The sequence below is a fragment of the Streptococcus sp. 210928-DFI.4.42 genome (assembly GCF_020554365.1).
Classification (GTDB): domain Bacteria; phylum Bacillota; class Bacilli; order Lactobacillales; family Streptococcaceae; genus Streptococcus; species Streptococcus parasanguinis_S.
In genome coordinates this window covers 13,610-26,010 of sequence record NZ_JAJCHF010000006.1, presented here as the reverse complement: position 1 = coordinate 26,010, position 12,401 = coordinate 13,610, and the positions used below count along the sequence as shown (strand labels likewise).

Annotated in this window: 11 protein-coding genes; 9 read left to right on the top strand and 2 right to left on the bottom strand. The window is 41.8% G+C overall.

Features of this window, described 5'->3' with window-relative positions; translation table 11 throughout:
• Nucleotides 1-69 precede the first annotated feature (69 nt).
• The 9 genes from LIZ08_RS03490 (at nt 70) to LIZ08_RS03450 (ending at nt 9,307) form a co-directional block, all read left to right on the top strand.
• Nucleotides 70-1,329 carry a S41 family peptidase gene (locus LIZ08_RS03490; RefSeq protein ID WP_227038283.1) on the top strand — a complete coding sequence of 420 codons (1,260 nt, stop codon included), beginning with the start codon at nt 70-72 and terminating at the stop codon, nt 1,327-1,329.
• 169 nt (nt 1,330-1,498) lie between these two features.
• A complete protein-coding gene (locus LIZ08_RS03485) occupies nt 1,499-1,627 on the top strand; it encodes a teichoic acid D-Ala incorporation-associated protein DltX (RefSeq protein ID WP_003002102.1) in 129 nt (42 codons plus the stop codon).
• An 18-nt stretch (nt 1,628-1,645) separates the two neighbouring features.
• Nucleotides 1,646-3,196 (top strand): D-alanine--poly(phosphoribitol) ligase subunit DltA, encoded by a 1,551-nt coding sequence (dltA, locus tag LIZ08_RS03480; protein WP_195327038.1) that lies wholly within the window; start codon nt 1,646-1,648, stop codon nt 3,194-3,196.
• Nucleotides 3,193-4,446 carry a D-alanyl-lipoteichoic acid biosynthesis protein DltB gene (gene dltB, locus LIZ08_RS03475; protein ID WP_227038282.1) on the top strand — a complete coding sequence of 418 codons (1,254 nt, stop codon included), beginning with the start codon at nt 3,193-3,195 and terminating at the stop codon, nt 4,444-4,446. The genes dltA and dltB overlap by 4 nt, the downstream gene beginning before the upstream one ends.
• Before the next feature lie 15 nt (nt 4,447-4,461).
• Nucleotides 4,462-4,701 carry a D-alanine--poly(phosphoribitol) ligase subunit DltC gene (gene dltC, locus LIZ08_RS03470; RefSeq protein WP_003002265.1) on the top strand — a complete coding sequence of 80 codons (240 nt, stop codon included), beginning with the start codon at nt 4,462-4,464 and terminating at the stop codon, nt 4,699-4,701.
• Entirely contained in the window at nt 4,694-5,962 is a 1,269-nt protein-coding gene (gene dltD / locus LIZ08_RS03465; protein WP_227038281.1) for a D-alanyl-lipoteichoic acid biosynthesis protein DltD, read from the top strand. The genes dltC and dltD overlap by 8 nt, the downstream gene beginning before the upstream one ends.
• Nucleotides 5,963-6,213: 251 nt before the next feature.
• Nucleotides 6,214-6,438 (top strand): hypothetical protein, encoded by a 225-nt coding sequence (locus LIZ08_RS03460; protein ID WP_021154124.1) that lies wholly within the window; start codon nt 6,214-6,216, stop codon nt 6,436-6,438.
• Nucleotides 6,439-6,535: 97 nt separating this feature from the next.
• Nucleotides 6,536-8,290, top strand: a complete 1,755-nt coding sequence (gene aspS, locus LIZ08_RS03455; RefSeq protein WP_227038280.1) for an aspartate--tRNA ligase — start codon at nt 6,536-6,538, stop codon at nt 8,288-8,290.
• Nucleotides 8,291-8,365: 75 nt separating this feature from the next.
• Nucleotides 8,366-9,307, top strand: coding sequence for a YitT family protein (locus LIZ08_RS03450; RefSeq protein WP_021154122.1), 942 nt, complete (start codon nt 8,366-8,368; stop codon nt 9,305-9,307).
• Between the two features lie 34 nt (nt 9,308-9,341).
• Here the strand turns inward: LIZ08_RS03450 and pulA are convergent, their stop codons facing one another.
• Both pulA and LIZ08_RS03440 read right to left on the bottom strand, forming a co-directional pair.
• Complete coding sequence (gene pulA, locus LIZ08_RS03445; protein WP_227038279.1) at nt 9,342-11,408, bottom strand: type I pullulanase; 2,067 nt, start codon at nt 11,406-11,408, stop codon at nt 9,342-9,344.
• A gap of 8 nt (nt 11,409-11,416) precedes the next feature.
• On the bottom strand, nt 11,417-12,400 hold the full coding sequence (locus tag LIZ08_RS03440) for a LacI family DNA-binding transcriptional regulator (RefSeq protein WP_070664978.1): 984 nt from the start codon (nt 12,398-12,400) through the stop codon (nt 11,417-11,419).
• Nucleotide 12,401: the final 1 nt, after the last annotated feature.

The following is a 12,401-nucleotide window of genomic DNA, read 5'->3' as shown; positions in this document are numbered from 1 at the left end:
TTTTTAGGATTTTAAGAACTTTTTAAGAAAAAGTGGTATACTGTTTCTAAAAAATTGAAGGAATCCCTTATGAAAAAGACTGCTATTTTTGAAGATGTCGTCTCTATTATGACCCATGATTCATCTACCATCAAGGATCGAAAAGGATGCGATCTAGAGCCTTTTCGAGAAAACATTACAGATGATATGACAGATGATGCCTTTCTCTATCAAGTTAAGACTTACCTAGCTAGTTTTGGGGTGATCGGGCATGTTTCCTTTCGAGATAAAAAGGCCAGTCCAAAAGGGTTTCTTTTGAGAATAAACGGACAGAAACTGTATGTTGAGGAAGCTAATGAAGATACGGGTCTTCAAGTAGGAGATCAGATCCTAGGTTTGGATGGAAGTGACTTGGATCAGATAGCTTCTCTTCATAAAGACTATTTTATCAGTAAGACCCCTGAAAGACACTACCGAGAATGGGCGGATTTGGTCTCTCAGTCAACGAGTGTCACCCTGCTTCGAGAAGGGATAGAAAAGACCATTGAAGTAGTCCCTAGTCGAGAACCGATCCAAGATCAGATTTTTTGGAAAAGATTAGACGATGAGATTCTTTATCTTCGTCTGGATAACTTTATGGATGAAGGAGCCATTAGTCGGGTATATCAAGAGTGTTTACCGATGATGACGGAAGTCAAGTTTCTTATCATTGATGTTCGACGTAACAGTGGAGGGACGGATTCTCTATATCTTCCTCTGTTACATCTAGGCTTAGAGAAGGATCAGGGCTATGATTCGCTTGACTGGGATGATGATGGCATGGAAATTCTCTACACAGAGCGCAATGTTGACCTGCGTTTGAAAGACTTTGAGGACTGGATGCAACAGGAAGAAATTAGTCCCGAAACAGATAAGCTACTTGAAGATATGAAAGAGAATTTGATCCACCATTGGGGACAAGGCTATGTACCGTATCAGCAAGAAAGCGAGGAATTCTTCCCAGAGGTTAGAGGTGGCCACTATCCTGAACAGATCTTTATCTTATCAGATATTTATTGTGCTTCATCTGGGGATAACTTTGTACAGATGATGAAGCAGTTTAAGAAGGTAACGGTGGTGGGTCGACCAACTCTCGGAATTCTAGACTACTCTAATTGTTGTACGGTTGATTATGATAATTTTTGTTTAATGTTTCCCACTTCTCGCTGTTTAAGCGTGGATCAAGGGGAAGGAATGACGGATCAGGGTGTTCTACCCGATATAGAGATTTCTTGGACACCTAGCCATTTCGAGAGAGATGTGGATCTGGACAAGTGTCTGGAGTTGATTCATCAGGGGACTGTGAAATAGAATAGGATTTCAACCAGAAAACTGATTAAAGAAAAATGCTTTCGTTAAACGGCTTGAATGATCTGAAATGATAACGTTTTCTACGACATTCTCACTATGTTTAAAATTGCTTACTTGGTATAAAAAATGGTAAAATAGTGAATAACAATCAAAATGAAGAGTGAAACTTATGAAACATAAAACACTTTATAAATTTATCGGGCAGACGGTCTTGTATTTCGCCATTTTTCTAGCCCTACTTTATTTCTTTAGTTACCTTGGTCAAGGTCAGGGTGGCTTTATCTACAACGAATTTTAGAAAAGGAGACTCCTAACCGTGTCAAACCAACCAATTACTGATATGATCGAGACAATTGAACGTTATGCGCAACTACAACCAGACTATCCGGTCTACAATGTCCTTGGTGAGGAACATACCTATGGCCAATTGAAGGCTGATTCAGATAGCTTGGCTGCCCACATCGACCAAATGGGCCTTCCTGAAAAGTCACCTGTAGTGGTCTTTGGTGGCCAAGAATATGAAATGTTAGCAACCTTTGTGGCCTTGACAAAGTCTGGCCATGCCTATATCCCAATTGATAGCCACTCTGCCTTGGAGCGCGTGTCTGCCATTGTTGAAGTAGCAGAGCCAAGCTTGATTATTGCCATCAATGAATTTCCATTGGAAAACCCAGCTGCTCCAATCATGTCCTTGGAGCAAGTGCGTGAAGCTTATGCAGCTCAGCATGCCTATGACTTACAACATCCAGTCAAAGGGGATGATAACTACTACATCATCTTTACCTCAGGGACAACCGGGAAACCAAAAGGGGTGCAAATTTCGCACGATAACTTGCTCAGCTTTACCAACTGGATGATTACGGACAAGGAATTTGCAACGCCAGAGCGTCCGCAAATGTTGGCGCAACCGCCCTATTCTTTTGACTTGTCTGTCATGTACTGGGCACCGACCTTAGCTCTTGGAGGAACCCTTTTTGCTCTTCCATCAGCCATCACTCAAGACTTCAAACAACTCTTTGCGACGATCTTTTCTCTTCCAATTGCTATCTGGACTTCGACACCATCTTTTGCAGATATGGCCATGTTGTCTGAAGATTTCAATGCTGAAAAGATGCCAGGGATCACCCATTTCTACTTTGATGGGGAAGAATTGACCGTTAAAACTGCACAAAAATTGCGCGAGCGTTTCCCAAATGCGCGCATCATCAATGCCTACGGCCCAACGGAAGCAACTGTAGCTCTTTCGGCTGTAGCCGTAACAGATGAGATGTTAGCTACTTTGAAACGTCTGCCAATTGGTTACACCAAAGAAGATTCTCCAACCTTCATCATTGATGAGGCAGGTAACAAATTGCCGAATGGTGAGCAAGGTGAGATCATCGTATCTGGCCCAGCTGTTTCAAAAGGTTATATGAATAATCCAGAGAAAACAGCAGAAGCCTTCTTCGAATTTGAAGGTCTTCCAGCCTATCATACGGGAGATGTCGGAACCATGACGGATGAAGGCCTTCTTCTCTATGGTGGTCGGATGGACTTCCAAATCAAATTTAACGGTTATCGGATCGAGCTAGAGGATGTCTCTCAAAACTTGAACAAATCGAAGTATATTGATTCAGCAGTCGCAGTACCGCGTTATAATAAGGATCACAAGGTCCAAAATCTCTTGGCCTATGTCATCTTAAAAGAGGGCGTCAAAGAACAATTTGAGCGCGAAATTGATATCACGAAAGCCATTAAAGAAGATTTAGAAAATATTATGATGTCTTATATGATGCCTTCAAAATTCCTTTACCGTGACAGCTTGCCATTAACACCAAACGGGAAAATCGACATCAAAGGGTTGATTAGCGAGGTTAACAACCGATGATCGAGTTTTTGAAACAGCTCCCTCATTTAGAACACTATGGAACACCGATCTATTTTATCTACCTCATTCTAGCTTTTTTGCCGATCTTTGTGGCTCTCTTTTTCAAAAAGAGATTTCCGGTATATGAAGGACTGGTGAGTCTGATCTTTATCATTTTGATGCTGACAGGTTCGAATCTCAAGCAAATTTATGCCCTGCTCTTTTACGTAGTCTGGCAAATCTTGATTGTGTATTCCTACAAGATCTATCGTCAAAAAGCGGACAATAAGTGGATTTTCTATCTTCATTCCTTCTTGTCTGTCTTGCCCCTGATCTTTGTTAAGGTAGAGCCAGCAATCAAGAATGGGCACCAATCCTTGTTTGGATTTTTAGGGATTTCGTATTTAACCTTCCGAGCTGTCGGAATGATCATCGAAATGCGAGATGGTGTCTTGAAAGAATTCACACTTTGGGAATTCTTACGCTTTATGCTCTTTATGCCGACCTTCTCAAGTGGGCCGATTGATCGTTTCAAGCGTTTTAATGAGGATTATAAAGCCATTCCTGAGCGTGAAGAATTATTGGATATGTTGGAGCAAGCTGTTAAGTATATCATGTATGGCTTCCTTTATAAATTTATCCTAGCTCATATTTTTGGCCACTTATTGTTAGGTCATGTGCAGACCTATGCCTTGTCTCAAGGTGGATTCTTCAATATCGGAACGCTGGGAGTCATGTATGTTTATGGCTTTGACCTCTTCTTTGACTTTGCGGGCTATTCGATGTTTGCTTTAGCAGCTTCCAATCTGATGGGAATTAAAAGTCCAATCAACTTTGATCGTCCCTTTAAATCACGTGACTTAAAGGAATTCTGGAATCGTTGGCATATGAGTTTATCTTTCTGGTTCCGTGATTTTGTCTTTATGCGTCTCGTGATGGTATTGATGCGCAATAAAGTATTCAAGAGCCGGATTACCACCTCAAATGTTGCCTACATTATCAATATGTTGGTCATGGGCTTCTGGCACGGGGTGACTTGGTACTACATCGCTTATGGGCTCTTCCATGGGCTTGGACTGGTCATCAATGATGCTTGGATTCGTAAGAAAAAGACCATCAATAAAGAAAGAAAAGCAAAAGGATTGGATCCTATACCGGACAATCGTTGGACCAAAGCTTTAGGGATCTTTATCACCTTTAACACAGTGATGCTGTCCTTCCTGATTTTCTCAGGATTCTTGGATCAACAATGGTTTCCAAAATTGAAATAAAAGGAGAATAGAAAAATGGATGTAAAATCTCAAGTAATTGAAATTATTGACGAATTGTTTATGGAAGATGTCTCAGACATGATGGATGAGGATCTCTTTGATGCGGGTGTCCTTGATAGTATGGGGACAGTCGAATTGATTGTGGAACTGGAAAATCGCTTTGGCATCCGTGTTCCTGTATCTGAATTTGGACGCGATGATTGGAATACTGCTAACAAGATCGTAGAAGGTGTAACGGAGCTTCAGAATGCTTAAGCGTTTGTGGCTGATTTTAGGGCCCGTATTTTGCGCGCTCCTCATGGTAACAGCTTTATTATTCTTTTATCCAATCAATCATAAGCACAACTATACCGAAGAGAAAAAAGCTGCGGTAAGTCTGAATGCAGAAGGATTCAAGAGTCGTACAAAGAAACAAGAAGCACTCTCTGATCCACAGCATCGCTTTGTCCCTTATTTCGGCTCCAGTGAGTGGTTGCGCTTTGATGTGGTGCATCCAGCGGTTTTGGCTGAAAAATATGACCGCAATTACAGACCCTACTTTTTAGGAGAACGTGGTGCGGCTTCTTTGAACCAGTATTTTGGAATGCAACAGATTTTGCCAGAACTCAAGGACAATACAGCTGTTTATGTAGTTTCTCCGCAATGGTTCACCAAGAAGGGCTATGATTCCTCTGCCTTTCAACAATTTTTTAATAGCGATCAGTTGAATAGCTTTATTGCCAATCACCAACAGGATGCTGCATCCCAGTATGCTGCAAAGCGTCTGTTACAACAGTATCCAAATGTCGCCTTTCAAAGTGTTGTAACGAAAATTTCTCAAGGAAAGAAAATTTCCAGATTTGATCAGTCTTTGAACCAGCTTGTTTCCCACCTTGTCCAACGCGAAGATGCTTTATTTAGTAATCTTGCAACGCGTACAAACGGGAATTACGATAAGAAGGTCAAAAAACGTCTACAAGATTTACCAGATCAATTCTCATATGAGAAATTGGAAGAAATTGCAACGGCTGAAGCAAAAGTCAAAACCAATAACAACGACCTTGGGATCAGTAATCATTTTTACAATACTCGTTTAAAAATGAAGTTGAAGAAACTTAAAGGTTTCCAAAAAAACGAATCCTATGTTCAATCTCCTGAGTACAATGACTTGCAATTGGTTCTAGACCAGTTTGCTAAATCTCGGACCAATGTCATCTTTGTCATTCCTCCAGTTAATGCCAAATGGATGAAATACACAGGCTTGAGCCAAGAAAAATATGAACAGGCTGTTCAAAAGATTCGTTACCAATTGGAAAGTCAAGGATTCACCAATATTGCAGACTTTTCTAAAGATGGTGATCAGCCCTACTTTATGGAAGATACGATTCATATGGGATGGAATGGTTGGCTAGCCTTTGATAAAGCGGTCAATCCCTTTGTCACAAAGGCTGAAAAAGCACCAACTTACCATCTAAATGATCGCTTCTTCAGTAAAGACTGGGCTCAATATAAAGGGACACCAGACGAATTTAAATAATGCTTGATCAAAGGGGGCAGGATCAAATCCTGGCTCCTTGATTTGTGAGGAAAGTGACGAGAAAGTCACAAACAAGCAAGAGAGTTATCCACAGGCTGTGGGAAACTTCCTTGTAAATGGATGAAAACAAGTCCTGGTGCTGATGACACTTCCTCTTTTGAGGGAGCAAAAGGTGAAAGTTATCCACATTTTTGTGGATAAGTGATAAAAAACAGTGGATAAGTCAGCTGGTTTGTGAAAAGGAGAATAGTGTGAAAAAAATTTGGTTTTACGCAATCGTTCAGGGAATTGTGATCTTTTTTATTGTGGGTGGCATGACCTATGTACTTAGGGGAGATTTCTTTTTCCGCTACCTATCCCCTATTTTTGGACTAGCAGCAGCTGTCTTACGATTTGGGACGGCGACTTTAATGAAGGTGCTAGCACCCACTCTCTACGATGATCCCAAAAAGAAAGAAGAGAGCCACGATAACTAAAGAAGTTGGTGACTGAAAAAGTTGAGCTAAAGGCCACTTTCTGCTGGTCTTTATGGTAAAATAGAAGGAAGAATATTAGTTTGGAGATTAATTAGAAATGAAACGTTCAATGTATGCTGGACGTGTTCGTGAAGAACACATTGGAACTCGTATTACCTTGAAAGGATGGGTTAGCCGTCGTCGTGACTTGGGTGGTTTGATCTTTATCGATCTACGCGACCGCGAAGGAATCATGCAATTGGTGATCAATCCAGAAACAGTTAGTGCAGAAGTAATGGCTACAGCTGAAAGCATCCGTAGTGAATATGTTGTAGAAGTGACAGGTCTTGTAGAAGCTCGTGAACAAGCTAATCCAAACTTGCCTACAGGAGCAGTAGAACTCAAAGTGGAAGCTATTACGGTTCTCAATACTGCAAAAACTACACCATTTGAAATCAAGGACGGAATTGAAGCCAATGATGATACCCGTCTTCGTTACCGCTACTTAGACCTTCGTCGTCCTGAGATGTTGGAAAACCTCAAACTCCGTGCAAAAGTAACCCATTCAATCCGCAATTACTTAGATGAATTAGAATTTATTGATGTGGAAACACCGTTTCTTTCTAAGTCAACTCCAGAAGGAGCACGTGACTACCTGGTTCCTTCCCGTGTCAATAAGGGTCATTTCTATGCCCTTCCTCAAAGTCCTCAAATTACAAAACAATTGTTGATGAATGCTGGATTTGATCGCTATTATCAAATCGTGAAGTGTTTCCGTGATGAGGATTTACGGGGAGACCGTCAACCTGAGTTTACACAAGTCGACTTGGAAACTTCTTTCTTGAGTGATCAAGAAATCCAGGATATCACAGAAGGCTTGATTGCACGTGTCATGAAAGAAACCAAGGGAATTGAAGTAACACTCCCATTCCCACGGATGAATTATGATGACGCTATGGCCTTGTATGGTTCAGATAAACCAGATACACGTTTTGAAATGTTGCTCCAAGACTTGACAGAGCTTGTCAAGGGTGTAGACTTCAAAGTCTTCTCAGAAGCTCCAGCAGTTAAGGCGATTGTTGTCAAAGGTGCAGCGGATCATTACTCTCGTAAAGACATCGATAAATTGACAGAAGTTGCGAAGCAATACGGTGCAAAAGGTCTTGCTTGGGTGAAATATGCTGAGGGTACTTTGAACGGTCCTGTTGCGAAGTTCTTGACAGACTTGACAAGTGACTTGACAGTTGCTTTACAGTTAGAAGACAAAGATCTAGTTCTCTTTGTAGCAGATACTCTTGAAGTAGCCAATGCAACGCTTGGTGCTTTGCGTGTTCGTCTTGCGAAAGAGCTTGACTTGATTGACAACAATCAATACAACTTCCTTTGGGTAGTGGATTGGCCAATGTTTGAATGGTCTGAAGAAGAAGGCCGTTATATGTCTGCTCACCATCCATTTACACTCCCACAAGCTGAAACAGAGCATGAATTGGAAGGTGATCTTTCAAAAGTTCGAGCAATTGCCTATGATATCGTCTTAAATGGCTATGAATTAGGTGGAGGAAGCCTACGGATTAATCATAAAGATTTACAAGAACGGATGTTTAAAGCACTTGGCTTTACAAAAGAAGCTGCTAATGAACAATTTGGTTTCTTGTTGGAAGCAATGGATTACGGTTTCCCACCACATGGAGGATTGGCGATTGGTTTGGACCGCTTCGTGATGCTTCTTGCAGGTGAAGATAATATTCGGGAAGTCATTGCCTTTCCGAAGAATAACAAGGCGACAGATCCAATGACACAAGCTCCTTCTGTCGTTTCTGAAAAGCAATTGGATGAGTTAAATCTTCAAGTAGAACTAGCAGAGCAAGAATAGGACAAGAGAGAAAAGGGAAAGTCTAGGAATCAGTTGCTCTAAGATCTTCCTTTTCTTCTAATCGATGGATTGAAAATGAAAAAAACTCGCTTTCATAAGCTATTTCGCTATCATGTGCGGCGACTAGCTTATAACATTAAATTATTGCGCGTGCTGAAGAGCATCTCCCGTGAGAAATACGATGAAAAAGTGTCAGCTTCCTTGCTGTATGGTTTTCTATCAGCGATTGCCGTCAACTTCTTCTTTCAACCAGGACATGTATACTCCAGCGGTGCAACAGGGCTAGCTCAGATTTTATCTGTTCTGAGCCAACGCTTTATTGGCTTTACGATTCCCGTTTCCTTGACCTTTTATGCCATCAATATCCCTTTGATGATTGTGGCTTGGTATCAAATTGGCCATAAATTTACCATCTTTACCTTTATTACGGTTTCGATGAGTTCCCTCTTTATTCAGTTCGTGCCAGTGATTACGTTGACCAACGATCCGATCATGAATGCCCTATTTGGTGGGGTTGTCATGGGAACAGGGATTGGTTTTGCTCTTCGGAACAACATTTCCAGTGGAGGAACGGATATTGTTAGTTTGACGATTCGAAAACGGACAGGAAAGAATGTCGGCAGTATCTCCTTTTTGGTCAATGGGACCATCATGTTGATTGCTGGTCTGACCTTTGGTTGGAAGTATGCTCTTTACTCTATGATTACCATCTTCGTATCGAGTCGAGTAACGGATGCTGTCTTTACCAAGCAAAAACGGATGCAGGCAATGATCGTAACGAGCCAGCCGGATGCCATTATTGAAAAGATTCATAAAAAATTGCATCGTGGAGCAACCATTATCCACAATGCAGAAGGAACCTATAACCATCAGGAAAAAGCAGTTCTACTGACAGTTATTACGCGTGCAGAGTTTAATGAATTCAAATATATTATGAAAAAAGCTGATCCTCAGGCTTTTATCACCATTTCAGAAAACGTTCATATCATTGGACGCTTTGTGGAAACAGAAGAATAAAATAAGGTCCCACATCGTGGTGACCTTATTTTGTTTATTCAGCTTCTCGGAGAAGGAGCCAACTATGGGCAGGAATAGAAAGTTCCTTTCCTTTAGGAATAGGCGTTTGGAGATTGGCATAAGGATAGGCAAACAGCAGTTGACTATCGCTAGGATGTTGATAGGTCGTGTCCTGATCACCGATATTAACGAGAATCGTTATTTTTTCACGATTTTTTTCAATCGTGTAGATCAAATGATGATCAGACAACCATTTGACATCACAGTAATCTCGAATCTCTTGTCCTTTTTTCAAACGAAGGAGAGGTTGCGATTTCCGGTAAGCAATCAATTCTTTAAGAAAAGCAAGTTCTTCTTGGCATTTTGAAAGGGATGTCCAGTCCAATTGGTTGAGACTATCTGGCAAGTTATAGGTGTTGTCTTCGAGCCCTTTTGTGCGGTAACGTTCTTGACCCGCATGGATAAAAGGTACACCTTGGGATAATAATACCAAATGAAGAGCGAGGCGTGAGAGAGTTTTTCTCTCCTCTAGACGAATCTCTTCTTTTTCAAGTTGGAAATAATCAAAAACAGTTGCATTGTCGTGGCATTCGACGTACTGAATGGCTTGTTGAGGTTGGATGAAATGAGCAGGTCCTACTTTCCCGACATTTGCTGTTAGGATATTAGAAAAATCATTGGCTGGATGTTGACTATCACAACGGTGACCGGCTAAGAGTGTTCTCTTGACCGTATCCCGGAAATTATCACTGAAAAAGCCAAAATCTGGTAATCGTTTTGAGTTGTACTGGTGAGCGAGCTGGTCTTCAGAGAGGCCTGTATCCATCTTCCACCCTTCCCCATAGAGATAGACGTTAGGATAGATTTCACGGAGCTCCTCTGCAATCTCTGTCATGGTTTGAATGTCTAAGATTCCCATCAAGTCAAAGCGAAAACCATCAAAACCGTAGAGGGAAACCCATTGCTTGAGGGATTGCTTGATATAGTGTCTTATCATGGAACGTTCACTTGCGACATCATTCCCACAGAAGGTTCCATTGGTCCGCTCTCCCTCTGCATTATAGCGGTAGAAATAACCTGGTACGATTTGTTCAAATGCATACTCATCGGCTTGGTAGACGTGATTGTAGACTACATCCATGATGACACTCAGATTGGCCTGATGATAGGTGTCAATAGTGTCTTGGAGCTCTAGGATTCGTGCATAAGGATCGTTAGGGTCACTCGCATAGCTGCCTTCTGGAACATTGTATTGAACAGGATCATAGCCCCAGTTGTAGGCCTTCCATTGATCCTCTTCATCGACACTACCGAAATCGTAAACTGGAAGTAACTGTACATGGGTAATGCCCAGTTTTTGAAGGTAATCAAATCCAAGGATTTGACCATTGAGTTGAGGCGATTCTGTCAACCCTTTAAACTTACCAGGGTGTTTAAAGCCGGCCTCTTTTTGGACAGAGAAGTCCCGAACGCTCATCTCATAGATGAGCGCTTCTGTCGGGTCGAGTTGACGAGCAGCACGTGTGATAGGACGTGTGATCTTCTTGCGGTCGACGACGAGGCTATCTCCAGAGTTTGCTAAAGAGGATAGAGCATAGGGATCGTGGATCCGACGTTCTAGGCCATTGACACGGAACTCATAGTGGTAGGCAGCTCCTTCCCAATCCCCTTTGAGTACGAGTTCCCAGACCCCATTTTCTGTACGATGCATTGGATAGACCTGATCTTCGATATGGAGGGTCACATCTTGCGAAATGGGTGCCCAGAATTTAAATTGCGTCTGACGTAGTGTGTAGAAACTTCCTAGATCCTCTCCAGTATAGGTGAAGGTTTGATCAAAAATGGGTTTGCGAACAATTTGACGATAGTGGAGAATAGAAGAATTTCCAGCAGCATCGTAGATGGTGTACTCTTCTCCGAGTTCAAGCGGAATAGGGCTTAAGAAATAGTCTCCTGTGTCAGTCGCTGCACTTGACGTTTTGACAGGGATTAAGGCAAGATGACCTTGGTTCGTTTCCAAATAAAAAGGAAGGATATGCTCCTCTCCTTTTTGGATAAGAATCAGGTCTTGGTCATCTAAATAAGCAGTAAATGTAGACATAAAGACTCCTAAAGTTTCGTAATGGTATGGTCAATCAATTGACGGTAGCAAACGGTTTTTCCTTCTTTGTGATCCTTGATAATTTGTAGAATCGTTCGAACAGATTCGCGTCCGAGTTCAACCGCATTAATGTCAATATAGGCTTCAATATCGAGTCGTGGCTTGATCGAATCAAAGGAAATAATCGGGATTGTCAGCTGGTGTTCTAATAGGTATTGGCGCACCCCTTCAGCAACGAGAATATCGGTCGTCATAATCGCATCTAGTTCTGTTAATGGTAGACTCTCCATCATTTGATAAGAATTATCTTCTAACATAAACCCAAATGAAAAATGAACGAGTTTTTCATCGAGAGGAATCCCTGCTTTTTGGAGGGCTTCTTTATAACCTTGGTAGCGGTCTTGAGACACAAACAGCTCTTTGTTTCCCCCGATAAAAGCAATTTTTCGGTAGTTTTGTTGAATAAAATAATCTGTTGCATCAAATGCGGCCTTGATATTGTCATTATCGACTAGCGAAACAAAAGGAGAGACCGCCTTTCCAAGGATGAGGAAGGGAAACTTGTCCTTCAGTGCAAATTCAACGAGGGGATCATTCGGGTTGGAATAAAGGAAAATCAAACCATCTACACGATTTCCGTAGATGAGTTGTTTGAGATTATCGAGCCGCCGTTCTTCATTTTGCCCCGTACAGATTTGGATGGCATAATCATTGTCTGACGCGATCTGGGTAATCCCTCTTAAAACAGTTGGGAAGAAAGGATTCTGGTAGAAGACGTCACTGTCGATTGGTAGGACCAAAGCAATGACTTGACTAGATTGGCTGACAAGGCTGCGAGCATTAAGATTGGGATGGTAGTCCAATTCGACCATGGCCTCACGGACACGTTTTTTTGTTTCATCACTAATCGTGGATTTGTTTTGGATGACGCGCGTGACAGTTGAAGGCGCGACGCCAGCGAGTTTCGCCACATCTTTGATGGTAACACGCATG

Coding starts and splice junctions, on each gene's coding strand:
- dltC (WP_003002265.1), top strand. CDS start 4,462: ATGGATGTAAAATCTCAAGTAATTGAAATTATTGACGAATTGTTTATG.
- dltD (WP_227038281.1), top strand. CDS start 4,694: ATGCTTAAGCGTTTGTGGCTGATTTTAGGGCCCGTATTTTGCGCGCTC.
- aspS (WP_227038280.1), top strand. CDS start 6,536: ATGAAACGTTCAATGTATGCTGGACGTGTTCGTGAAGAACACATTGGA.
- LIZ08_RS03485 (WP_003002102.1), top strand. CDS start 1,499: ATGAAACATAAAACACTTTATAAATTTATCGGGCAGACGGTCTTGTAT.
- pulA (WP_227038279.1), bottom strand. CDS start 11,408: ATGTCTACATTTACTGCTTATTTAGATGACCAAGACCTGATTCTTATC.
- LIZ08_RS03450 (WP_021154122.1), top strand. CDS start 8,366: ATGAAAAAAACTCGCTTTCATAAGCTATTTCGCTATCATGTGCGGCGA.
- LIZ08_RS03490 (WP_227038283.1), top strand. CDS start 70: ATGAAAAAGACTGCTATTTTTGAAGATGTCGTCTCTATTATGACCCAT.
- dltB (WP_227038282.1), top strand. CDS start 3,193: ATGATCGAGTTTTTGAAACAGCTCCCTCATTTAGAACACTATGGAACA.
- LIZ08_RS03440 (WP_070664978.1), bottom strand. CDS start 12,400: ATGCGTGTTACCATCAAAGATGTGGCGAAACTCGCTGGCGTCGCGCCT.